Annotated in this window: 19 protein-coding genes; 11 read left to right on the top strand and 8 right to left on the bottom strand. The window is 41.1% G+C overall.

What is annotated here, in order from left to right; genetic code table 11:
* Nucleotides 1-121: 121 nt before the first annotated feature.
* The 5 genes from A3775_RS00635 to A3775_RS00615 form a co-directional block, all read right to left on the bottom strand.
* The gene (locus A3775_RS00635; RefSeq protein ID WP_066423435.1) at nucleotides 122-2,377 is read right to left on the bottom strand and encodes an FdhF/YdeP family oxidoreductase; all 2,256 of its coding nucleotides are present in this window, start codon (nucleotides 2,375-2,377) and stop codon (nucleotides 122-124) included.
* A 533-nt stretch (nucleotides 2,378-2,910) separates the two neighbouring features.
* Nucleotides 2,911-3,996 (bottom strand): ABC transporter ATP-binding protein, encoded by a 1,086-nt coding sequence (locus A3775_RS00630; RefSeq protein ID WP_066379481.1) that lies wholly within the window; start codon nucleotides 3,994-3,996, stop codon nucleotides 2,911-2,913.
* 4 nt (nucleotides 3,997-4,000) lie between these two features.
* Nucleotides 4,001-4,885, bottom strand: coding sequence for a carbohydrate ABC transporter permease (locus A3775_RS00625; protein ID WP_066379484.1), 885 nt, complete (start codon nucleotides 4,883-4,885; stop codon nucleotides 4,001-4,003).
* A complete protein-coding gene (locus A3775_RS00620; protein WP_066379487.1) occupies nucleotides 4,882-5,793 on the bottom strand; it encodes a carbohydrate ABC transporter permease in 912 nt (303 codons plus the stop codon). The genes A3775_RS00625 and A3775_RS00620 overlap by 4 nt, the downstream gene beginning before the upstream one ends.
* Nucleotides 5,794-5,820: 27 nt before the next feature.
* Nucleotides 5,821-7,140: an ABC transporter substrate-binding protein gene (locus tag A3775_RS00615; RefSeq protein WP_066379631.1), complete on the bottom strand. Its 1,320-nt coding sequence runs from the start codon at nucleotides 7,138-7,140 to the stop codon at nucleotides 5,821-5,823.
* 336 nt (nucleotides 7,141-7,476) lie between these two features.
* On the opposite strand from A3775_RS00615, the gene A3775_RS00610 reads away from it, so the two are divergent.
* From A3775_RS00610 to A3775_RS00585, 6 genes are all read left to right on the top strand, one after another.
* Nucleotides 7,477-8,808, top strand: a complete 1,332-nt coding sequence (locus tag A3775_RS00610) for an NAD(P)/FAD-dependent oxidoreductase (protein ID WP_066379489.1) — start codon at nucleotides 7,477-7,479, stop codon at nucleotides 8,806-8,808.
* 555 nt (nucleotides 8,809-9,363) lie between these two features.
* Complete coding sequence (locus A3775_RS00605) at nucleotides 9,364-10,242, top strand: ParA family protein (protein WP_066423433.1); 879 nt, start codon at nucleotides 9,364-9,366, stop codon at nucleotides 10,240-10,242.
* Between the two features lie 358 nt (nucleotides 10,243-10,600).
* Nucleotides 10,601-11,977, top strand: coding sequence for an AAA family ATPase (locus A3775_RS00600; protein WP_066423431.1), 1,377 nt, complete (start codon nucleotides 10,601-10,603; stop codon nucleotides 11,975-11,977).
* On the top strand, nucleotides 11,977-12,747 hold the full coding sequence (locus tag A3775_RS00595) for a hypothetical protein (RefSeq protein WP_066423430.1): 771 nt from the start codon (nucleotides 11,977-11,979) through the stop codon (nucleotides 12,745-12,747). The genes A3775_RS00600 and A3775_RS00595 overlap by 1 nt, the downstream gene beginning before the upstream one ends.
* Before the next feature lie 542 nt (nucleotides 12,748-13,289).
* Nucleotides 13,290-14,525, top strand: coding sequence for a glycosyltransferase family 4 protein (locus A3775_RS00590; RefSeq protein WP_066423428.1), 1,236 nt, complete (start codon nucleotides 13,290-13,292; stop codon nucleotides 14,523-14,525).
* A gap of 89 nt (nucleotides 14,526-14,614) precedes the next feature.
* A complete protein-coding gene (locus A3775_RS00585) occupies nucleotides 14,615-15,421 on the top strand; it encodes a sulfite exporter TauE/SafE family protein (protein WP_066379504.1) in 807 nt (268 codons plus the stop codon).
* Nucleotides 15,422-15,438: 17 nt separating this feature from the next.
* On the opposite strand, the gene A3775_RS00580 is transcribed toward A3775_RS00585, so the two are convergent.
* The 3 genes from A3775_RS00580 to A3775_RS00570 all read right to left on the bottom strand — a co-directional run bounded on the left by A3775_RS00580 (nucleotide 15,439) and on the right by A3775_RS00570 (nucleotide 17,469).
* Nucleotides 15,439-15,978 (bottom strand): L,D-transpeptidase, encoded by a 540-nt coding sequence (locus A3775_RS00580; protein WP_066379506.1) that lies wholly within the window; start codon nucleotides 15,976-15,978, stop codon nucleotides 15,439-15,441.
* A 260-nt stretch (nucleotides 15,979-16,238) separates the two neighbouring features.
* The gene (locus tag A3775_RS00575) at nucleotides 16,239-16,751 is read right to left on the bottom strand and encodes a L,D-transpeptidase (RefSeq protein WP_066423427.1); all 513 of its coding nucleotides are present in this window, start codon (nucleotides 16,749-16,751) and stop codon (nucleotides 16,239-16,241) included.
* Nucleotides 16,752-16,836: 85 nt separating this feature from the next.
* Nucleotides 16,837-17,469 (bottom strand): bifunctional 4-hydroxy-2-oxoglutarate aldolase/2-dehydro-3-deoxy-phosphogluconate aldolase, encoded by a 633-nt coding sequence (locus A3775_RS00570; RefSeq protein WP_066379516.1) that lies wholly within the window; start codon nucleotides 17,467-17,469, stop codon nucleotides 16,837-16,839.
* 295 nt (nucleotides 17,470-17,764) lie between these two features.
* On the opposite strand from A3775_RS00570, the gene A3775_RS00565 reads away from it, so the two are divergent.
* The 5 genes from A3775_RS00565 to A3775_RS00545 all read left to right on the top strand — a co-directional run bounded on the left by A3775_RS00565 (nucleotide 17,765) and on the right by A3775_RS00545 (nucleotide 23,703).
* Nucleotides 17,765-19,111, top strand: coding sequence for an erythromycin esterase family protein (locus A3775_RS00565; RefSeq protein WP_066379518.1), 1,347 nt, complete (start codon nucleotides 17,765-17,767; stop codon nucleotides 19,109-19,111).
* A 165-nt stretch (nucleotides 19,112-19,276) separates the two neighbouring features.
* Nucleotides 19,277-19,852, top strand: coding sequence for an HdeD family acid-resistance protein (locus A3775_RS00560; protein ID WP_066379519.1), 576 nt, complete (start codon nucleotides 19,277-19,279; stop codon nucleotides 19,850-19,852).
* Nucleotides 19,853-19,917: 65 nt separating this feature from the next.
* Nucleotides 19,918-20,865, top strand: a complete 948-nt coding sequence (locus tag A3775_RS00555) for a DnaJ C-terminal domain-containing protein (RefSeq protein ID WP_066379522.1) — start codon at nucleotides 19,918-19,920, stop codon at nucleotides 20,863-20,865.
* Nucleotides 20,862-21,200: a chaperone modulator CbpM gene (locus A3775_RS00550; RefSeq protein WP_066379525.1), complete on the top strand. Its 339-nt coding sequence runs from the start codon at nucleotides 20,862-20,864 to the stop codon at nucleotides 21,198-21,200. The genes A3775_RS00555 and A3775_RS00550 overlap by 4 nt, the downstream gene beginning before the upstream one ends.
* Before the next feature lie 169 nt (nucleotides 21,201-21,369).
* A complete protein-coding gene (locus tag A3775_RS00545; protein ID WP_066423426.1) occupies nucleotides 21,370-23,703 on the top strand; it encodes a glycoside hydrolase family 31 protein in 2,334 nt (777 codons plus the stop codon).
* The last annotated feature ends 25 nt before the right edge of the window (nucleotides 23,704-23,728 follow it).

Genomic DNA, 23,728 nt, shown 5'->3' with positions numbered 1-23,728 from the left:
ACTCTTAAGATGTAAAAAAAATCTTTGCACAAGCCCACGAGAAAATTAGCGTTATTCATGATGCTTTTAATGCTGAAAATACTGGTTGAATTGAGTCTTTTAATACTTAACAAACATCCTTTTAAAGAAGCCGGTTAACTGTAATACAAACTGGAACTCTTTTATAAGCGGGTGTGCCACTTTGCGGATCAACTTTTGCTTTAAATAAAACATTCGCTTCAGGATAAAACATAAAAGCTACACCTTCACGAATTGCACCACAAATAATTTCAATATTTTCTAGTTCTCCCTGATCTCCTTTCACTGTTACTCGCTGATGTTCCTGAAATCCGGCTTTTTTGATATCCAGAGGATTCATTAAAATGCAATGACGATGGGGCATTCCGCGATATTTATCTTCACTACGATAAACTACAGTATTATGTTGGCCATAGCTGCGTCCTGTTCCTAAAATCACTACAATTCCTGGCTGATTTTCTGCCACACCAAACTCGGCTTTAGTTAGTAGTGATAGTTGCGGTAAAGGTGTGACAAACATCTGCGCTTTCCCATCTGATGTGGGAAATTTCGGTGCTTCTAAAATCCGCCCTTCAATGAGAAATTCTTGTTTTGTTTGGTCAATTGTGCCAATTTTTTCATAACCAGGAATGGTTTGAGCAATTAATTTTCTAATATAAACTGTATCTTGCAGTTTGCGCCAGTTTATCGGTGTTTCGCCATGTAAGCGAGCAGCAATTTCTGTGATTAAATCTATTTCAGAAATTAAGTCAGCATCAGGTGGTTTTAAATGACTTTTTCCTTCATCATTTAACCGCACAAAGTTATTACCTGATTCAGTTGTTGTTTTGTGAGGATTTTCAAACCGATTAAATACAGGTAAGATTAAAGTTTGCTGTTTAGCTAACCCGTGAAAATGTCCTAAGTTCGGTTTTGTCGCTACATAAAAAATTGTGTCTATTTGCGATAGTGCCTGTTTCGCTTGCTGTAAGTCGGGATTGGCTGCATACAAATTTCCCCCTAAGCAAAATAGTGTGTCTATTTTTCCTAATTCTGCGGCTGTGATTAAGTCACGGGTGTGATAGCCAGGGGTTTCACTCAGAGGTTTTCCTAAGAGTTTAGAGAGTGCTTGTTTAATTTCCTCGCGCAAATGCACTGTTACACCCATTGAACCAAATCCTTGCACATTAGAATGTCCTCTAATGGGCATTGTACCTGCGCCAAGTTTGCCGGCATTGCCTGTAATTAAGGCTGTATTCGCAATACTGAAGACATTATCCACACCGTTAGCGTGTTGAGTTATCCCCATTGCCCAAGCAAAAACTACACGCTCCGATTTACCAATTATATAAGCTGCGGCTGTGATTTCTTCTTGGGATAAACCACATATATTAGTGATGTTATCCCAGGCAATATTTTTAGCGTAATCTAGAACTTTCTGCCAATCCTTTGTATAGTTATTGAGATATTCTGTTTTAATCAAATTCTGTTCAATTAGAGATTTTTGCAATCCCACAAATAATGCCACATCACTACCAGGAATTGGTTGTAGGTACAAAGAAGAGATATCTGAGCCACCTGTAAGTAAAGATTTGATAGGAAATGCAGGGGATGCAAATTTAACTAACCCGATTTCTATTTGGGGATTAATAATGATTACTTTGCCGCCACTTTCCCGCAATTTGATCAATTCGTTCATCAGTCGCGGATGATTTGCGGGAGCATTAGAACCTATTAAAACAATACAATCACTATGTTTTAGGCTCTCTAGGCTTACCATTGAGGTGCCTGTTCCGAAAACTTTTTTTAATCCCACTGTTGAGGGTGCGTGACATAAATCTGAACAGTCTGCTAGATTATTACTACCTAGCGATCGCATTAATAATTGTAGTAAATAGGCAGCTTCATTAGATGAACGCCCAGAACTATAACTGGCAATTCTAGCTGGTGGTAGATTAAAGGCTTGTGTAGCGATGTGATAAACTTCTTCCCAGCTAATACGTTGATAATGGGATGAACCTGATCTGAGGATGAGAGGATAAGTTAATCTACCCAAGCGATCGCACTCTTGAGAAGTCAGTGTTTGTAATTCACTGATGCTATGTTTTGAGAAAAAATCTGGCTTAATTCCGGGTTGCAATTCCGCCGCGATCGCTTCTACACTTTTAGCACAGCGTTGTAAATATTCTCCCGCTTCATTAACAAATCCCCCTTTTTGTCCACCCGTACCCCAAGCACAGGATAAACACGCACTTTTATGATTGAGAGTTTGCCATAATTGTAAACCTGTTGGTGAAAGCGTTTTTTCTACCCAATACTGAATTACAGGGAAACCACCCCCAGCCGGGGAGCTAGACTTGCTTTGAGGTAAGTTATCCATACTTAATACTCAGCTAAATCTCAACTCGTTTAACTATTTTTTATTATTACTAATCATTCTTTCCCTTGGCAAAATAGAAATATGAATTAATCAAATAAGTAAAATTTAAGCTTGTGTCTATTTCTAGGGAATAATTTGGATTTTTTATCTATCATTGGTCAGAATTTAAACAAATAAATTATCTGCTCAAATTACGAGAAGAAACGTGATTATCTGACTATCGCTGATGTCTATGCTGGATTTTCACCAGCCAAATTACGAGTATCAATTTCTTTATTAGTGGGAGGAAATACAATTATCTTGCCATTTATTAATACACATCTTGCACCTGTTCCTTGAGGATAATTTTTGTAGGGTGGGCATTGCTTGTAACTTGCTGAAAGCCTTAGTTTTACGTTGTTGGCTGTGCAGGGAGCGACGTTGATTGAGAATTGTGCAAGATATGACCTAATCAATCACCGCTTTGGGAAATGATCAACCCAAAGCGATTGCCTATTATATTGCTTTCTTCTATGGTAGAGGTTTCATCACATTCAAAAACGCCTTCTCACAAGCGCATGGCCAGATTGAACATCAAACCAGTGAATATTCTCCGAGGGCAATGCTATTGTAATATGCTCGCCGCTCCAATTTCGGTCTGTTGACAACAAAGCACGTACAGTAATCGCTTCATTTTGTGACCCCTCAACCTTAATACTTACCAAATAGTACATACCCAAGTTTTCCACAAGATACACTTGACCTCGGATAGTCTGAGTATCACCCGGTTGAGCAATGCGGACATCTTCTGGGCGGATTCCCAAGATAATTTGAGGTGGTATAGTTGGGATATTGGGGAGACGCACTTGAAAATTACCCAGGATTGCAGACCTTCCCTGACAAGGTAGAGTTAGTAAATTCATTTGCGGACTACCGACAAATCCAGCTACAAAGAGATTAGCTGGATGGTTATAGATGTGTTCAGGTGAGTCAAGTTGCTGGATGTAGCCATCGTTGAGTAATGCTACTTTTGTGGAAAGCGTCATTGCTTCTGTTTGGTCGTGGGTGACGTAGACAACAGGCACTTTTTGGGCGGCAAAAATTTGCTTGAGATTGGCTCTGACTCGTTCGCGCAATAGTGCATCCAGGTTACTTAAAGGTTCATCTAACAAATACACATCGGCATTACGCACTAAAGCACGACCGACCGCCACCCGTTGCCGTTGTCCTCCAGATAACTGACCCGGTTTGCGGTTGATTAATTCTTCTAATCCTAAAACTTCTGCCACTTCTGCGACGCGCTGTTTAATTGTTGCCGGTGGTACTTTTCTCAACTTGAGTGCAGAAGCTAGGTTGTCATAGACTGTTTTATGGGGGTAGAGTGCATAACTTTGAAAAACCATTGCAATGTTGCGATCGGCTGCTCGCTTATAAGTAACATCTACACCCCCAATTTTGATTTGACCGCGAGTTGGTTCTTCCAGTCCCGCAATCATGCGTAAAACTGTGGATTTGCCACAGCCAGAAGGGCCGAGTAAAGTGAGAAATTCATCGTTATCTACAGTTAAGCTAAAGTCTTTGACTGGGATAACTTTAGAAGTATAGGTTTTATTTAAGTTTTTCAGTTCAAGTTTAGCCATTTTTCTATCCTTTGACTGCGCCAGAAGTCAGACCTTGGACAATTCTGCGCTGGAAAAATAAAACTAATAAAACTAGGGGGAAAGTACCAACCACAGTTGCCGCAGCGATCGCACCATAGGGAATTTCATACACTGTGGCACCACCTAACTGAGCAGCTGCAACAGGAATTGTCTTCAACTCTTCACGGGTGATAAATGTGAGCGCGAAAATAAACTCGTTCCAGGCAAAAATAAAAGCGAGAATTCCCGTAGTTACCAAAGCCGGAAGCGTCAAAGGTAGTACGATTTGCCACAGTAGTTGAAAGGTGTTGTAACCATCGACTTTAGCGGAATCTTCCAAGTCTTTGGGCAATTGTTGGAAAAAGCTTCTCAGCACTAGAATTGTTAAGGGTAGATTGATGGCGGTGTAGGGTATGATCAGTGCTAAATAGTTATTACCCAGTCTGAGAGCCTGAATCACTTCCAAAAGTCCCAGAAACAACAAAATTCCAGGGAACAAAGTCACAATCAAAACGCTGGCCAGGATAACTCTTCCACCCCAAGGACGTAACCGTGCCAAGGCATAAGCGGCAGGTGTTCCGATGGCTAAAGCTAAAGCTGTGGAAGTAATCGACACAAAGGCACTGTTAAAGATGTACCGCCAAAATGGACGACGGGTAAATAACTCAATGTAGTGATTGAAAGTGAATCGCGTGGGGAAATAGACGGTAGGAACGGCGGCAATATCTTCATTTACTTTCAAAGATGTCAGCAGTTGCCACAAGGCAGGTGCTAGGCTGAAGATAATCACCAATGTTACTGCTATGGGTAGTAAGATTTTTTGCCAAGAAAACCTCAATCCTCCGGTTGGTTTTGGATTGCTAGAAACTTTTGCTGGAGTTGTATTCATAGGTTAGATGGCTCCTGTCTGGTGCGAAATTTGTGTAACAAAAAATTAGCGATCGCCACCGCAGCAATTAAAATCAGAAATGTCACTACGACTAGGGCGGCTCCATAACCAAAATCTAAGTAGCGCATCACTGTGGCATAAATGTACAGAGAAACCACTTCTGTCGCACCACCAGGGCCACCCCCAGTCATCACAGCAATCAAGTCAAAAATTCCAAAAGCCTGAGCAAAGCGAAACAGGACAGCAATCAGAATCTGCGGCAACAGCAGGGGCAGTGTAATATTACAAAAGCTCTGCCAAGCATTTGCCCCATCAACCGAATATGCTTCATACAGGTCTTTTGGTATCGACTGTAAACCAGCTAGCAGCAGAATGCTAATAAAAGGCGTGGTTTTCCAAACATCAGCAAAAACTACAGCTACCATTGCCAGTGTTGGATTTCCTAGCCAATTAATTCCAGTTTCAATCAGTCCTAGCCGTCGCAGAATATCATTGACAACCCCAAACTGGTCGTTAAAAATCCAAGCCCATGCTAAACCAATCAAAGCAGTAGGCAAAGCCCAAGGTAAAATGGCAATTGTACGCACTACCCCACGGCCAAAAAACGCCTGATTGAGAACTAAAGCAATCAAAAGTCCTAACACTAACTCTGAGACGACGGATGCTGTTGTGAATACAGTCGTTACCCAAAAACTCTGCCAAAAACGACCATCCCCCGCCATCCGCAGATAATTGTCCCAACCAGAAAAGACTGGTTGTAGCTCCGTTGCTAAATTCCTAGTAAATACACTTAACCAAAATGCCCGTAAAATTGGGTAGGCAAATACAAACAATAGCAGCAGTAATGCTGGTGTGAGTAATATCCAGGCTGTTCGTTGTTCCCGACCTCGAAGTGTATGCAAGTTCATTGATCAAGAGCCAGTAAAAAAATGGTTTTATTTTTTTGTGCCAACTTCTAGTAGTCGTCGCGTTTCACCAGCAGCCGCTTGCATGGCTCGTTTCGGACTGATTCGACCGGATAGAGCCGCGCTGAGATATCGCTGTAAAATATCTGATACCTGGGCGTATTGAGCAACTGGTGGACGTAAAACGGATTTCTCCACCACCTTTAAAAGTTGTGGGTAGTGGGGATACTTGGCAACAATATCTGGGTTTGTGAACAATGACCGTCTGCTGGGTACAAAACCTGATTGCAGAATAAATCGCTGCTGTGCTTCTTCACTGGTGAAATATTGAATTGCCTTCCAAGCTGCTTCGGGATGTTTAGAAGATTTAGCAATACCTAAACCCCATCCTCCTAAACAAGCTCCTCCAGTTTGCTCAGGAGCGTGTACCATTGATTTTATCCCGATTTTGCCAGCAACGGGCGAATTCTCCTGATTAGCTAAAGGCCAGACATAAGGCCAACTGCGTAAAAATACTGCTTGACCACTTTGAAATAAACGCCGAGTGTCTTCTTCTTGGTATGTTGTCACTCCCGGAGGTGAAACGCCCTGCTGAATGGTGCTACGAAGAAACTCAACAGCTTGGAGGGACTCTGGCCGATCTAATCCAACTGCCAATGTATCAGGATTAACCCAGAAACCACCAAAGCCTTCTAGGACTTCTACAAACATGGCTACAAGTCCTTCATACTGACGACCTTGCCAGAGATAACCCCAATTTACCTGATCGGTTTTTTGTAAGATTTGAGAAATTCGCATCAAGTCTGCAAATGTTTCTGGCGGCTCGAATCCTGCTTGTTTGAGCAAGTCTTTGCGGTAATAAAGCATTCCCACATCGGAACGAATCGGCATTCGGTACAGCTTACCTTGGTAATAACCTGCTTCCACATCCTTGGGTAGAAATGCGGCTAACTCCTCCTGAGAAATGCGGTCATCGAGGGGTAACAGCCATCCAGCCGCCGCAAATTTGGGTGTCCAGATTACATCCATGTTGATCAGGTCATAAGGGGAATCACCCAAGAGAAAAGCCGAGGTATAGAGGTCTTCCACCAAATTAGCTGCATTTGGCCCTTCAAGCAGGTTGATGCGAATGCCTGGGTTTTGCGCCTCGAAGTCTTTAACCATGCCTTCTCTGAAGGGACGGACATCAGGGGCTGGCATTAATAAGTTGAGTGTGACTGGTTGCTGTGAGATTGCTACCCAATTAAATAGTATGATGCCTGATAGCAGTGTCAAAAAGACTAATGCTAGCAAAAATTTTGGTTTTTGTCTGAATGTTTGCAGCTTCTTGATTGGCTTGCGGGACAACATCATTAATTTAGTGTAGCGATCGCTAGTGGTAATCAGGTGGATCTGAATAATTGTCATTAAGCTCAGACATTAGGCAGGAGGAAAGTGACTATAAATTAATTTCTGAGCAGTTAAGTTAGCAACTTTCTCAAGATAGAGAGTAGGTGATAAATCTGGATTAAATTGTCATGAATTTATGGCTTTTAGGCTGGATGTCGCTGCTGGAATAACTAATTATTAACTTTGGCTACTTTCGTGATTTTTTCAAGGGTTCTAAATAAACGGCAACGTTTATATAATTCTGCTACATCTTTGTTAAGAAAGTTACCAACCTCTTAACACAAGGAAATATTTTTTATGGTAGTTTCACTTGAGAAGAATACAACACATCAGGTTGTAATCATTGGTGGTGGCTTTGGTGGGCTGTATACAGCAAAGGCTCTGAAAACAGCGAATGTTAAGGTTACTCTCATCGATAAACGTAATTTTCACCTATTTCAGCCGCTTTTATATCAAGTTGCCACAGGTACGCTATCACCTGCTGATATTTCTTCACCATTGCGCTCTGTACTCAGGAAAAGCAAGAATACACAGGTTTTGTTGGGAGAAGTCAATGATATTGATCCCAAAGCGCAAAAAGTTATTCTGGGTGAGAGAACAGTATCTTATGATACTTTAATCATTGCCACAGGTGCTAATCATTCCTATTTTGGTAAGGATAACTGGAAAGACATAGCCCCTGGGTTGAAAACTGTTGAAGATGCCATAGAAATGCGCCGCCGGATATTTTCGGCATTTGAAGCCGCAGAAAAAGAAACGGATGCCGAAAAACGTCGTGCTTTGTTGACTTTTGTGATTGTGGGGGCTGGCCCCACTGGTGTAGAATTAGCAGGTGCGATCGCAGAGTTAGCATACAAAACTCTTAAAGAAGATTTCCGCAATATCGACACCTCAGAAACAAAAATTTTACTCTTACAAGGGGGCGATCGCATTCTCCCATACATTGCGCCAGAGTTATCGGAAGTCGCAGCCGTATCTTTGCAAAAGTTGGGTGTAATTATCCAAACTAACACCAGAGTCACAAATATTGAAAATGACATTGTTACTTTCAAACAAGGCGGTGAAGTCAAAGAAGTTCACTCAAAAACTATATTATGGGCAGCAGGTGTAAAAGCTTCCTCAATGGGTAAAATCTTAGCAGAACGTACAGATGTAGAATGCGATCATGCTGGACGTGTGATTGTTGAACCGGACTTGACTATCAGGGGTTACAAAAACATTTTTGTAGTAGGAGATTTAGGCCACTTCTCCCATCAAAATGGGAAACCCTTACCTGGTGTTGCACCCGTAGCCAAACAACAAGGCGAATATGTAGCTAAACTCATTAAACGGCGGCTGAGAGGTCATACTTTACCACAATTTCATTACAACGATGTCGGTAGTTTGGCGATGATTGGACAAAATTTAGCTGTTGTAGATTTAGGCTTCATCAAACTCCAAGGTTTCCTAGCTTGGGTATTTTGGCTAGTAATTCACATCTACTTTTTAATCGAGTTTGACACTAAATTAGTAGTAGTAATTCAATGGGCGTGGAATTATATTACTCGTAATCGTCGCTCTAGATTGATTACAGGTAGAGAAGCTTTTGTAGAAGCAAAAACTGTTAGCAAGAGCAGTCAATACCTGTAACTAACTGCAAACATTTTGTTTTTGACAGACTTACACCAATCTTGAATCTGGACTAATCCCTCTTTTATCAGTCTTGGCAAAATGAACGAATTTTCGACGTTTCAGCCCATGACAACTAAAAGTTTCACCCCAGAGTGATGGAAGAGGGTTAATTTTATCTGCTGAATACAAGATAAAAAGCATATTCAAAATTCACGCATAGCCTGCGGCATCGCGTAGCGTCCCGTAGGGAAGGCTTGCGCCTACAAAATTCAAAATGAAGAAAGATAGATATCACAATGGTTTGGGAGTGTGTATCTGTCGCATTCTTTTTTAAAATTGATATTAGAAAAAAAGAACTTACGCAACTGGCATCTTGGTAGGGTGCGTCAGATGTTGAAAATCTGTTTTTTACCCAATTATCGCGGCTGACGCACCCTACACGAGACTTTAATTATGACACTTGCGTAAGTCCTCAAGAAATTAAAGATTTAATTGACAGACAAAGCCTGTAGAATGAGCAATTAAAGAAAAAAGTAGGAATTGAAGTATTAAACGCGAAGAGGCAAAGCTTCAATGAAAACAATTGCTATCTACCATCATAAAGGCGGCGTGGGGAAGACAACTGTGGCAGTTAACTTAGCAGCAGCATTGAGCAACCAGGGTAAAAAAGTTCTTTTAATTGATTTAGATGCTCAAGCCAATACAACTTATGCTACAGGGTTAATCAAGTTTCCATTTGAAAAGGATGATTTAAAAGAACGTAATGTTTCTCATTTGCTATATCCAGATGGTGAAATTAACTTACTTATTCCTGACATTGTTCGTAAATCAAAAGGTTTTAATCAACCTGAAGTAGATGTGATTCCTTCTCATATTACTTTAATTGAAAGACAAAGAAAAATAGCAGTGTTTAAGACAAGTAGAAATAGGTTAGCTAGAAAATTGGAACTTGTTAAGGATATATATGAAGTTGTTATAATTGATACTCCGCTATCACAAGGTTTATATGCGTTAGTTTCTCTAACTGCGGCTGATTACTTGATTATACCTTCAGATTTTAAGCCATTTTCTAACCAAGGACTGGTAAGCGTAAAAAATTTTATTAACACAGAAATTAATGAATATAGGGAAAATATCGGTAAACAACCTATTATTATTATGGGTGTGCTGCCATCCAAGATTTCCAGTAATAACAAATACCTGAAATATACATTTCCCAAGCATAGAGATTTGATTGCAGAAGTTTATCAACTTCCCTTAATGGATAACATAATTACAGAAAGAAGTGTCTTGTCACATTGTATTAATAAAACTGTAGCTATAGGTAATTTGCCAGTACCTGATCCTAAATCAATTTTTGAGTTTGCAAAGTATGACTCATCTGCAAGTCAATCAGCTTTTGAATTTGAGTCATTAGCACTAGAAGTCAGAAGAAAACTAGAGATACATTAATGATTGATTTTCTGATGCTGATAAATATAGAAAAGTTGAAAAAACACGCCTTGTGATTTTTGCTCACTTAAATAGGCGGAAAAATTGTCATTAGGGTGATATCACACTTTACACCAGTTGCTTGATTTTGATTAAAGTATGGCAGCAAAGTATACATTTTATATTAAGAAAATTTAATGTAATAGCTGGTATAACTTCTCGTTTTATTTAGGAATAAATTTAATTTAATTGTGTAAAATTACTTAATATAATTTCATTACTATACTTACTATTAAGCAATTCTTATAGCTTAAACGGACTAGCTTATGTTACAATAAATACAAATAGACCTTTTTCAAATTTTATAGAGGTAAAAAATTTGTTGTTTAATCCTGAGCTATGCCGTAACGAAAGCGAAGTCGAAAGCAAGCTCATTGTACAGTATTTACTACCGCAGCTAGGTTACACACCAGACACCTGGCATCAGGAAGTGGCTGTTGGTAGCATCCGGTTAGATTTTTTAGCCTTTGCTGTACAAGTCGTTCCCTTAGTCTTAGATGCCAACTCGCCTTTGAGTGTGGTAATGGAAGCAAAGCACCCCAAACAAAATTTAAATCATCATGTTCCTAGATTAAGGCATTATTTAACAAGTTTGAATGTAGGCTATGGTTTATTAACTAATGGTAGGGAAATCAGGATTTATGAAAAAGTTAATAGTGATGTTAAGCTAGTTTTTCAGTGTGCTGGGAAGGAAGTTGAGGCAAAGTTAGAAGATATTAAAGATTTAATTGGCAGAGACAGCTTAAAAAATCGACAGTTGAAGAAAAAATTAGAAATTCAAGTATTAAATCGAGAACAGGAAAGGCAACTACCTATGAAAACAATTGCTATCTACCATCATAAAGGCGGAGTTGGTAAGACAACTGTGGCGGTTAACTTAGCAGCAGCATTGAGTAACCAAGGGAAAAGAGTCCTTTTAATTGATTTAGATGCTCAAGCCAATACAACATTTGCTACGGGTTTAATCAAGTTCCAATTTGAAGAGGATGATGATTTAAAGGAACGTAATGTTTTTCATTTGTTAGATGCAGGTGGTGAAAATAATCTACTTATTTCTGACGTTGTTCGCAAATCAAATGGTTTTAATCAACCTGAAGTAGATGTGATTCCTTCCCACATTACTTTAATTGAAAGGCAACCCAAGTTAGCAATGTATGGTGCAAGTAGAACTAGACTTGCTAAAAAACTAGAACTGGTAAAGGATATATATGATGTTGTAATAATTGATACTCCTCCATCATTAGATTTATATGCTTCAGCTTCTCTGACTGCGGCTGATTACTTGATTATTCCTTCAGATTTGAAGCCATTTTCTAACCAAGGACTCGTAAGTGTGAAAAACTTTATAAAAACCGAAATTAACGAAAATAGGGAAAACATGGGTAAGCAAGCTATTAGGATTATGGGTGTGCTACCATCAAAGATTTCAAATAACAACCAATACATAAAATATACTTTTCCAAAACATAGAAGTGTGATTCCAGAACGTTATCAACTTCCCTTGATGGATAACATGATTACAGAAAGAACAGCTTTATCACATTGTATTAATAAAACTCTAGTTGTAGGAAATTTGGAAATACCTGATCCTAAATCAATTTTTGAGTTTGCGAGATATGAATCATCTGCAAGTCAAGCAGCTTTTGAGTTTGAGTCATTAGGACTAGAAGTAGTAAGAAAGATGGAGCTAAATTAATGACTGGCTTTGGAATTGTAGAAGTTGACAGTGTGTTTTCTAGCGTTCCTCGTTCTAAATTTAAAGAAAATGATTTAGATTTTTTAGCTGACAGAATATTAGAGACGGGAGGACTACTGAAACCATTAATACTCAAAAAGATAGGGTTTGAAAAATACGAAGTATTAGATGGACATTGTGTATACTATGCTGCTGTGAGAGCTAGAGAAAAAAATCCTCATAAGGGAGAAATTGTTAATGCGTTTATTATCGCTTCAGATAAAGAAGATGTAGCTGTAAATCAAGTTGCAGCCCTGACAACCTTAGCATCTCCTGAAAAAACTGACATGGGTGAGTTACTTCAGCAGATAATAAGACTTGATGCCAAGTTAAACCAAGTATTATCTAACAATACTGACAACAAAGCAAAATCAAATCATTCGGATAACGAGGAAAGATTAAAGTATATTGAAAGCAGGTTAGATAACCTATCAACTGCTTTGGAAACACTTACGGTGCTTCTCAAAGAATTGTTACCTCCACCAAAATTAAACTTGGTTACAGCAAATGAGGAACAGGTCAAGAATGCTTTAGAGGAAGCAGGTGTTAAAAATCCTAAATATAGAAATGCAGCATGGGAAGCAATTACATATTGGAAGCAACCAGGAAAAACCTTAACTTGGGAAAATCTTCAATCATCTGTATCTTCTAGAGAACATAATATCAATGACTTCGGTAAGGCAACTTATAAAAACTTAAAAGAAATTGCATGTATACGCTTAGAAAATTAATATTTTCTATCTTTCACTACTGCTTATCAACAAGGAAAATTAAGTTTTTGGAAAGGTAAGCGGTTAGCGATCGCAGTCCTATCAGTTGCCATAGCTCAACTGCGCTCAACCTCAATTTATCAACCTACTCCAACACTTCCACAAAGTAGATAGGTTTGATAAACAAACATTTATCAAGAAAATACTCATCTTATAGGGTGCGTTAAAGCGTAGCGTAACGTAACACACCATGAAGTAGGTCAACTTTAAAAAATGTAATACCCAGATCCCCGACTTCTCAAAGAAGTCGGGGATCTATCGCATAATCATTTGATGTTTATTTATGTTGATTTACTTATCATATAATTTAACTTCTATTAATCCATCAAACTTTAGTAGTCAAGCAACTATATATTGCTGTACTTTGCTAGTTTTTTGTTTTAATTTTATTAGTTCTATTTTTTATCTAAATCTAATAAATTATTTTGAGTAAAATAACATTTCTCTAAATATAGAATATAGGCTATAAAGTTACTAATTAAATTAAGGAGTATAACAATTATATGCGTATTCTCATGCTGTCATCTACCTTTCCTTATCCGCCTAGCCGTGGGGGTACGGAAATTAGAACTTTTAATTTACTCAAACACCTCCAGCAAAATCATGAAGTAACTTTAGTGACGCAGTATAACAAGAGTGTGTCAGATGTGGAAGTGGCAGAATTACGCAACTATGTAAGTGAGTTGATGGTGTTTCCTTTACCGTCAGATCCCCAAGCTAAAAATACTGTCAGTGGAATATTAGCAAAAACGGGACGGTTTATGGAGTCAGTCATTAAAGCGACACCCCCTAATGTACTGCATCGCTATTCACCAGAAATTCAAACTTTTGTCGATAGTTGCGTTACCGAGGGAAAATATGATGTAATTACCTGTGAACACAGTGTAAATGAGATATACATCCGGCCCGAATTTCGTCACCACGTAAATACAGTTATTGATGTCCACAGTTCAGTATATGGCTGGGTTCGCGATCATTTAGAAATGGGTGCAGCACAGAATGTTATACGCGATCGCCTCTATCTTACCTTTGTTTTGAAGCGTTACGAGCAGCGATATTGTAGCAAGTTTTCTAATATTGTTGTCACCACCGAAGACGATCGCCAAGAATTTCTCAAACTCCGTCCCGACATCGATATTCAAGTCATCCCCAACGGTGTAGATTTAGAATTATTTCCCTACCGTTGCCAAGACCCAGGCGGACACAGTTTAATATTTGTAGGGGCGATGGATGCTTCCCATAACATCGACGCAGCACGGTTTTTTGCTTTCGCAGTTTTCCCAGAACTCCAAGCACGTTATCCTGATGCCACATTTAGTATAGTGGGTGCTAGACCAACACCAGAAGTATTAAGTCTAGAAAAAATTCCCGGTGTCAAAGTAACTGGGCGTGTGCCTTCAATGGTAGATTATCTGCATCAATCTACTGTGTGTGTAGTTCCTCTGAGAACGGGTTTTGGCATTAAAAACAAAACTTTAGAAGCAATGGCCGCAGGTGTACCAGTAGTAGCAAGCGATCGCGGTTTAGAAGGATTAGCTGTAGATGGTGATGGCATATCATTAACAGCATTCAGAGCTAATCAACCCATAGAATATGTGAACGCGATTAGTCAACTCTTTGAGCAGCCACAACTACGTGCAGAATTATCATACCACGGCAGACAACTTGTGGAGTCAGAATTCACTTGGAATATTGCCGGACAGCGTTATGAACAAGTATGTTTGGGAAATAGTCATTAGTTATTAGTTATTAGTCATTAGTCATTAGTTATTAGTCATTAGTCAACCGTCAACAGTCAACCGTCAACCGTCAACCATCAACAGTCCCTATGCTTACCTGGATAATTGCTCACATTTTGGCTGTTTGTGTCGGTGTTAGCTTGGGTTTAATTGGTGGTGGTGGGTCAATTTTAGCTGTACCCATTTTAGTTTATGTGATGGGTGTGCCGTTAAAGTCAGCGATCGCTATGAGTTTGGTTATCGTCGGTGCTGTTAGTCTCATTGGGATTATTCCGCACTGGCGACAAAATCATGTCAACTTTAAAATAGCCGCTTTGTTTGCTCCTGGTGCAATGCTAGGTGCTTACATTGGCGCACGTTTCGCCACTCTCCCAATTGTCACACCCACTGCACAGCGAATTTTATTTGTATTTGTGATGTTTGTGGCTGCATACTTGATGATTCACAATAGTCGCCATCAATCACCAGCAAATTTAGAGTTAGATGACAGCCAAAATACGGCTGATTTAGAATTATCACCTAGGATACAGCAAAATCTGCGTCGGTGGTTGGCAATTCCAACTGAAGGGTTGGGTGTGGGTATGCTGACAGGAATGGTGGGAATTGGTGGGGGGTTTATGATTATCCCCACCTTGGTACTTTTAGGTAATACACCGATTAAAGAAGCTGTCGGTACATCTTTAGTGATTATGACATTCAAATCTATCACGGGATTTGCTGGATATTTAGGTCATATTCCCATAGATATCAACTTAATGCTGACTTTTACCTTAGCCGCAGGGTTAGGAATGCTGCTAGGTGCTTACTTAACAAGGTTTATGGAAGCGCGACAGTTAGAAACAGGTTTTGGTTACTTTGTGATTGCGATCGCTCTTTTTATGTTGTTCAAATGGTAATAGTTGAATTTCTATCTTCACTTTTCTACTACTACCACAGTCCCCGCAGAAGCCCAATTATAAAGCTTGCGGGCTTGGTTGACAGTTAAATTTACACAACCGTTACTCACGGGAGTGCCAAAACGATTATGCCAGTAAGCTCCATGAATGGCATAGCCTTTATAAAAATACATGGCGTAAGGCACATCTGGGATATCATAACCACGTCCTCGCATTCGGTGAGTCCGATATTTGGAAGTAATGGTAAACCTACCCGTAGGTGTGGGAGTAGAACGCTTTCCTGTAGAAATACGGAAAGAATATACCAGTCGATTACCTTCCCAGGCGAATAAACGCTGTTGTGATAGGTCAATAATAATCCGTCTAGATAAGGCTATTTGCTGAACATGAGATGGGGTGATATTTTTGTCATCTCCTGATGCAGATAAGGCTTTGCTTTGGTTAGGTTCAACTGCGATCGCTGGCAAGCCAGACAGCAAAGCTGTCATTATTAATACTATACCAGTAGAGAAGTTTTTTGAGTAATGTTTGCTAATACTGCGAATCCAGTTTTGCATTTTGCATTACCTTCTTAAAAGTTTATCAGAGGAAGTCAGGATTTACGCAGATTTTTATGAGGCAGACAGATTTATTATTTGTTCTACTTTTTATTTCTAGTTTTTTGATGTTATTTCAGGACAATATGTTTGATTGTCTGATTTTGCAGATATTTAGGATTTTTTAAACGCGGAGGGGCGCGGAGGTAAACGCAGAGGGGCGCGGAGATTTCAGGAGAGGTTTGGGGTGAGGTTGGTTTTAATCTCTAGCCCCTTGTTGTTTATTTGTGAATAATGATTGGTGTGCCTATGGATGCCCAGTTGAATAGCCATTTAGCATGATTGGGTGCAAGGTTGACGCAGCCGTGGCTGACTGGTGTACCAAATTTTTTATGCCAATACGCACCATGTATACCATAATTTCCATCGTAAAACATGGCGTGGGGAACGTTGGGAACATCGTAAGTTCTCCCGCGCATTCTGGTAGATTTATGTTTTGATTTAATTTTAAATGTGCCGATGCGTGTCGGTGTGGATTTTTTGCCAGAGGAAATAATAATTGCATAGACTGGTTTTCCTCCTTCCCAAGCTATTAATCTTTGTTTTGCTAGATTAATTTGTATCCAACGTTCTTCTGATTTTTGTAGGGTTTGGATAGTTGCTTCTATTTTTTGATTAATTTTACTCGCCCAGGTGGGAGTTGAATTTATGCCCACTGTAGTTAATGATAATGCTGCACTAGCTAGAAATATTGTTAAGCAGCGTTTCCAGTCCTGATCAATTAATTTAATCATCGTAGAAATACGCAAATGACACAGTTAAAGCTGTTTTGCAGAAGTCAACTATAACCCTGTGTTGGCAATAATCCCATCGATAAAATTACGAGAGATTTCGCAGTAAGTTACTGGCAAGTTGGGCGATCGCTTGCCAATTTCTCTGTATAATTAGGTCTTTGGGAAATAATTCGCCACTCAACCCAACCGCTACTGCTCCGGCTTGTATCAGTTCGGCAGCATTTTCTAGGGTGACTCCGCCTGTGGGAATTAAGGGAATATGTCCAAGTGGCCCTTGTAAACTTTTAATATAGCTGGCACCGCCTACAGCTTGCACAGGAAATACTTTCACACAGCTAGCACCACAAGACCAAGCTGTGATAATCTCTGTCGGGGTAAGCGCACCGGGAATAATTGGGATTTCTTGTTTTACTGCGGTTTGTATCATTGCACAGTCAACATGAGGAGTAAAGAGGAATTCTGCACCACAGGCGATCGCATCTTGCAATTGCTGTACATTAAATAATGTGCCTGTGCCAATCGTACATTCAGGTAATTTGCTGCGGAGTTGCGCGATTAATTCCCCAGCGCGATCGCTATTCCAGGTAATTTCTATCAGTTGCATTCCCCCAGCAGCTACAGCTAAGGCCATTTCTAGCCCTAATTCGATTTTAGGGGCGCGAATCACGGCGATCGCTCTTTGTTTTTGCAACTTTGATAACCAAACTTGATTAGACATCGGAACTTAGGAACTAAAACGCGCTGAAATCTCACATATCAGCGTCATATAGTAGGTGATTTACGTACATTGTTACAAGTTTTCTCACCAAGATAACTAACAAGTAGCTCATTCCTGAGATAGATTACTACATCAAACCTCATGCACCATTAGCCGGATGTAGGATGAGTCTGAAGTTTTTAAGCTAAATCTAGCCAGCCAAGAGTTGATTTAAAGAAGCGTCAAACTGTATTAGGCTTGGCTTTTGCGGTGTTTAAACTGTGAAAACTTTGCAGTGCTTCTGAGGTATAATCCTATGGTAGAAGCAACTATAACAAACGTAGTTGAAGCATTGCGTAAGTCTGCATACCGAATCACAGGGACTAAGGCAGATTACGACCCATTGCTCAACATGATTGGTGATGCTCGTTTCGTTTTAATTGGTGAGGCTTCTCACGGAACTCATGAGTTTTACGAACAACGGGCGGAGATTACAAAACGACTGATTCAAGAAAAAGGTTTTACAGCAGTAGCAATTGAGGCAGATTGGCCTGATACCTATCGCGTTAACCGTTATGTCCAAGGTGTGTCTGAGGATTTCTCACCTACGGAAGCTCTTTCTAACTTTCAACGCTTCCCTAATTGGATGTGGCGGAATACAGATATCATGAATTTTGTCAACTGGTTACGGGAATATAATGACAATTTACCCCAAAATGCCACCAAGGTTGGTTTTTATGGGTTAGACCTTTATAGTATGTACGCTTCTATAGAAGAAGTGTTGAACTACCTGGAACGAGTTGATCCAGAAGCCGCCAACCGCGCCCGTTATCGTTACTCTTGCTTTGAGCATTTTGGCGAAGATAGTCAAACCTATGGGTATGTTACCAGTGTGGGACTGAGCAAATCCTGTGAGGAAGAAGTAGTCAAGCAATTACAGGAGATGCAACGCCGAGCCGCCGAGTATATTCACAACAATCATCAATTAGCAGCAGATGAGTTTTTTGTTGCCGAACAGAATGCGCGACTCGTAAAAAACGCTGAGGCTTACTACCGCTCGATGTTTAGCGGACGGGTTTCCTCATGGAATATTCGCGATCGCCACATGGCAGAAACTTTAGAGCATCTAGTTGAGCATTTAGATCAACGAGGAACACCCAGCAAAGTCGTTGTTTGGGAACATAACTCCCACCTGGGAGACGCGAGAGCCACAGATATGGGTAAACTGGGTGAGGTGAACGTAGGGCAATTAGTCCGCGATCGCTACGGTAAAGATGCAGTATTAATCGGGTTTACCACTTACACAGGTACAGTCACCGCCGCCTCTGGTTGGGGAGAAACCACCGAACTCAAACAAGTTCGTTCCGCCTTACCAGAAAGTTATGAAGCTTTATTCCATCAGACAGGAATACCCCAGTTTTTGTTACTGCTACAAGATGACAATCCAGCAATTAACATTTTAAAACAACCGAGATTAGAAAGAGCGATCGGTGTCATATACCAACCCGAAACCGAGCGAGTCAGTCACTACTTCCAAGCTTCCCTTCCCAACCAATTTGATGCAGTCATTCACATTGACGATACCAGAGCCGTGCAACCCCTAGACCGGACTGCTTACTGGGAATTGGGCGAAGCACCAGAAACTTATCCTTCGGCTCTTTAAATTGGGGAGAAATCAATTCAAAATACCCTACGGGAAGGCAAGCCTACAAAATTCAAAATTCAAAATTAAGAATTCTGGGGAAAAAATCTCTCCTTCTCCCCTGTCTACTTCCCCTACTTCCCCTGCTCCCTCCGCTCCCCTACATCCCTATAGACTCTATCAGCAATGAGAAACAACTTTGATCCGATGAGAATGGGAAACCGCCTAGCGCGGAACTGGTGGACATTAGCCTTACGGGGAACACTAGCTATTCTCTTTGGTTTAGTAGCCTTATTCTGGCCGGGAATTACAATTACAGCCTTAGTGTTGTTCTTTGCTGCCTTTTTAGTGTTAGGCGGAATTTTGTTAGAAGTTGCAGCATTTAGAGACCGTCTTAATGATACCCACGGCTGGTTACTCTTGGTAGAGGGAGCAGTGGGGATAATCGTAGGAATCCTAGCCTTTATTTGGCCGGGTATTACTCTGTTAATCTTGCTTTATCTGATTGCGGCTTGGGCGATAATCACTGGTATTTTTGAGATAATTGCCGCCTTTCAGTTGCGAAGAGCAATTGAGAATGAATGGTTGTTAGCAATAGCTGGAATTGCCTCATTTTTCTTTGGTGTATTGTTAGTCCTTTGGCCATTTGCTGGAGCAGTCGCCATCGTCTGGATTATTGGTATCTATGCCATTGTTTTTGGAATATTACTGTTAGCTCTTTCTTTCCGCCTACGTAATTGGAGTAATCAACGCAGACTTTGAAGCCAGCAGAGGAAGCCGAGGAAGAAATTATTTCCCAGTCCCCAATCCCCACTCCTTGCTAAGATATGCCCACGGCAACAGACTTTAAGGACTATTACGCAATTTTAGGTGTAGACAAAAATGCTACACCAGAGGAAATTAAACGGGCATACCGCAAACTAGCCCGGAAATATCACCCTGACTTAAATCCTGGCGATCAGCAAGCAGAAACACGCTTTAAAGAAATCAACGAAGCCAATGAGGTACTTTCTGATCCTGAGAAGCGCAAAAAATACGACCAGTTTGGGCAATACTGGAATCAGGTAAGTCAAGGTGCAGCACCGCCACCCAGAGGCGCAGGTGTGGGAGTTGAGGGGTTTGATTTTGATCAGTATACTGATTTTGATTCGTTTATTAATGACTTATTAGGTCGCTTTGGTGGTGCAGGTAGAACTAGAGGCAGAACCAGCTATACTTACCGCACTCCCACAACTCCACCTGTGGATACAGAAGCGGCGATCGCTCTCAATTTTTCCGAAGCTTTTCATGGTGTGCAGCAGCGACTGCAACTAGATAACGAAATCATCAATGTGCGAATTCCCGCAGGTGCAAAACCAGGTAGTCGTATTCGCATCAAAGGCAAAGGTAGCCCCAGCCCCTTTTCCCCACAGCGAGGAGACTTGTACCTGACAATTGATGTTTTACCCCATCCCTTTTTTCAATTTGCAGACGATAACATTGCCTGTGAAATCCCCATTCGCCCTGATGAGGCTGTATTAGGCGCGCAAATCCAAGTACCCACCCCCGATGGTAGCGTTACCATGAAAGTACCGCCGGGAGTGCGTTCCGGGCAATCTCTGCGATTACGTGGTAAAGGTTGGAGACAGCCCCAAGGCGGAAGAACCGACTTAATAGTGAAATTGCAAATTGTTACTCCCCAAGATATTAGCCCCATTGAAAGGGAAGCCTACGAAACAATCCGGGCAAATACCAGTTTTGACCCCCGCACTCAATTGCAGGAGATAAAATTATGACAGAATTCAGTCTGTCTCAAGTAGTGGTATCAGCAGAGGGAGAACAGCTTTATTCTTTTGAATACGCCGCTACAGTTACAGAAACATCCACCACCTTAGTAGAACGCTTTGCTCAGTTGGGTATAATTGAACCCATTGGAGTTATGCTTAATTTACGAGATATCACTCGCATTGCTCAAATTCAACGCCTACGCCATGATTTAGGACTCAACCTAGTAGGGGCAGCAATGGTTTTAGACATGGCACAAGAAAATGCCCAATTACGCGCCCAAAACCAAGCTTACCAAGCACTACTCAATACAATGCTAGAAATGCACAAATCAAAAACAGCCTAGTATTTGTAGTTTTCAGAACAGTGAACCAGAATGTAGAGACGTTGCATGCAACGTCTCTACTGTGGTGTGATATTTCCCCCAATGCGAAAAACTCCCCTCCAAGGAAGTAAACATTTTCACAGACTGAGCATAATCTAAAACTGTTTGCTTCCTTGCCAAATCAGAAATTATGCCGCAATACTTCGGACAACTACACACCACTGAATCACCTTGGACAACGCTGGGAGTAGTAGAAGCAATAGAACAACATCAGCACCATGTTTTTTTCAAGTGTGGCAAGCCCTGTTTACAGATTAGCATCCTAGCACCAAATTTAATTCGGGTGAGGATGACACCCACTGGTGAGTTTTTACCCCGGAAATCCTGGGCTGTGACGCAAGATGATCAACAATGGGTTATGGTGGATTTTGAGGTGACAGAACAAGCCGATTTTGTTGAAATTACCACCCAGCAGTTACGCCTTGTAGTTAACCGTGATCCCTGTCGGCTTCAGTGCTTTGACTTAGCAGGACAGTCATTTGCTGAGGATGTTAATTTAGGTTGGCATAAAGGTGCGATCGCAGCCTGGAAACGTATTGCAGCTAACGAACATTTTTATGGTTTCGGTGAACGTACTGGCTTACTTGATCAACTTGCTACCGTCAGAACCAACTGGACAATAGACGCGCTTGACTACGGTGTGCTTACCGATAATATGTATCAAGCAATTCCCTTTTTTATGGCGTTGCGTCCAGGGATAGGGTATGGAATTTTCTTCAATACTACCTTTTGGAGTCAGTTTGATATCGGCGCAGAAGAACCCGGTGTCTGGCGCATGGAAACCCAGGGAGGCGAACTAGATTATTACATTATTTACGGTTGTGAACCTGCCGAAATTATCGCGACTTATACCCAGCTAACTGGTAGAATATCCCTACCGCCAAAATGGGCTTTGGGTTATCATCAGTGTCGCTGGAGTTATGAATCACAGGAAGTAGTTCGTCAACTCGCTGAGGAATTTCGTCAGCGTCACATACCCTGTGATGTCATCCATCTGGATATAGATTATATGAACGGTTATCGGGTATTTACCTGGAACCCTAAGCGGTTCAGTCATCCGCAAACGTTAATAGATCACCTCAAACAAAATGGTTTTAAAACAGTCACCATTGTTGATCCTGGTGTGAAGTATGAGCCAGAAGCAGATTACCCAATCTTTGAGCAGGGGCTAAAACAAGATTATTTCGTCCGTAAAACCAATGGTCAACTATTTCACGGCTATGTTTGGCCTGATAAAGCGGTTTTTCCTGATTTTTTGCGTCCAGATGTGAGAAAATGGTGGGGAGATTGCCACAAAAGCTTAACCGACATCGGTGTTGCTGGTATTTGGAACGATATGAACGAACCAGCATTAGATGACCGTCCCTTTGGTGATGCTGGCAAGAAAATTAGTTTTCCCCTAGATGCGCCGCAGGGGTTAGCAGAGGAAACCGCTACCCATGCTGAGACTCATAATTTATATGGGTTGATGATGGCACAGGCATCTTGTCAAGCAATGGCTAGGTTACGTCCCACAGAACGCTCATTTATTTTGACACGTTCTGGTTATGCAGGTATTCAACGTTGGGCTGCTGTGTGGACGGGGGATAATCAATCTTTGTGGGAACATTTAGAAATGTCCTTACCGATGCTGTGCAACTTGGGTTTATCCGGTGTGGCTTTTGTCGGTGCTGATATTGGTGGGTTTGCGGGTAACGCTACTGCCGAACTATTCGCCCGTTGGATGCAGGTAGGAATGCTTTACCCTTTGATGCGGGGACATTCGGCACTGAGTACCGCTAGACATGAACCGTGGGTATTTGGCGATCGCGTTGAGGAAATCTGCCGCCAGTATATTCAACTGCGTTATCAACTCCTACCTTATATTTACACCTTATTCTGGGAAGCCACAACCACCGGCGCGCCAATTCTGCGTCCCTTGCTGTATCATTTTCCCCATGATACCCATACTTTCAGCCTCAGCGATCAAGTGATGCTTGGGCGTTCATTATTAGCAGCACCAATTTATCGTCCCGGTGTGGAATATCGTAGCGTTTACTTACCTGAAGGTCGTTGGTATGATTGGTGGACTGGCGAAGAATTTACAGGCCCGACTCACATTTTAGCTCATGCACCTTGGGAACGGATGCCTTTATATGTGCGTTCTGGGGCGATTATCCCGATGATGTCAGTTATGCAATATGTAGATCAACATCCCCTCAATCAGTTAACCATTCGAGTTTGGCAAGGTGAAGGTGAGTTTACGCTGTATGAGGATGATGGTCATAGCTTCGACTACAAAACCGGAGCTTTCTGCACTACACATTACCACGTTTATCCACAAGGAAAACAAACTATTGTTGAGGTTGACGCAAGAGATGGGAAGTTTTCACCAGCACACCGGGAAGTTATTGTAGAGTTGCTTGGTGTGGGGGAACAGCGTTTTATTGATGATGGCTCTACACGACAATTATCTTTTGGTTGATGATGGCTGTAAAGTCCTTATTTCC

It is taken from the genome of Anabaena sp. 4-3 (genome assembly GCF_001597745.1).
Lineage (GTDB): Bacteria > Cyanobacteriota > Cyanobacteriia > Cyanobacteriales > Nostocaceae > Trichormus.
Note: the sequence above shows the minus strand (reverse complement) of the source record. Positions and strands in the feature narration are given on the sequence as shown.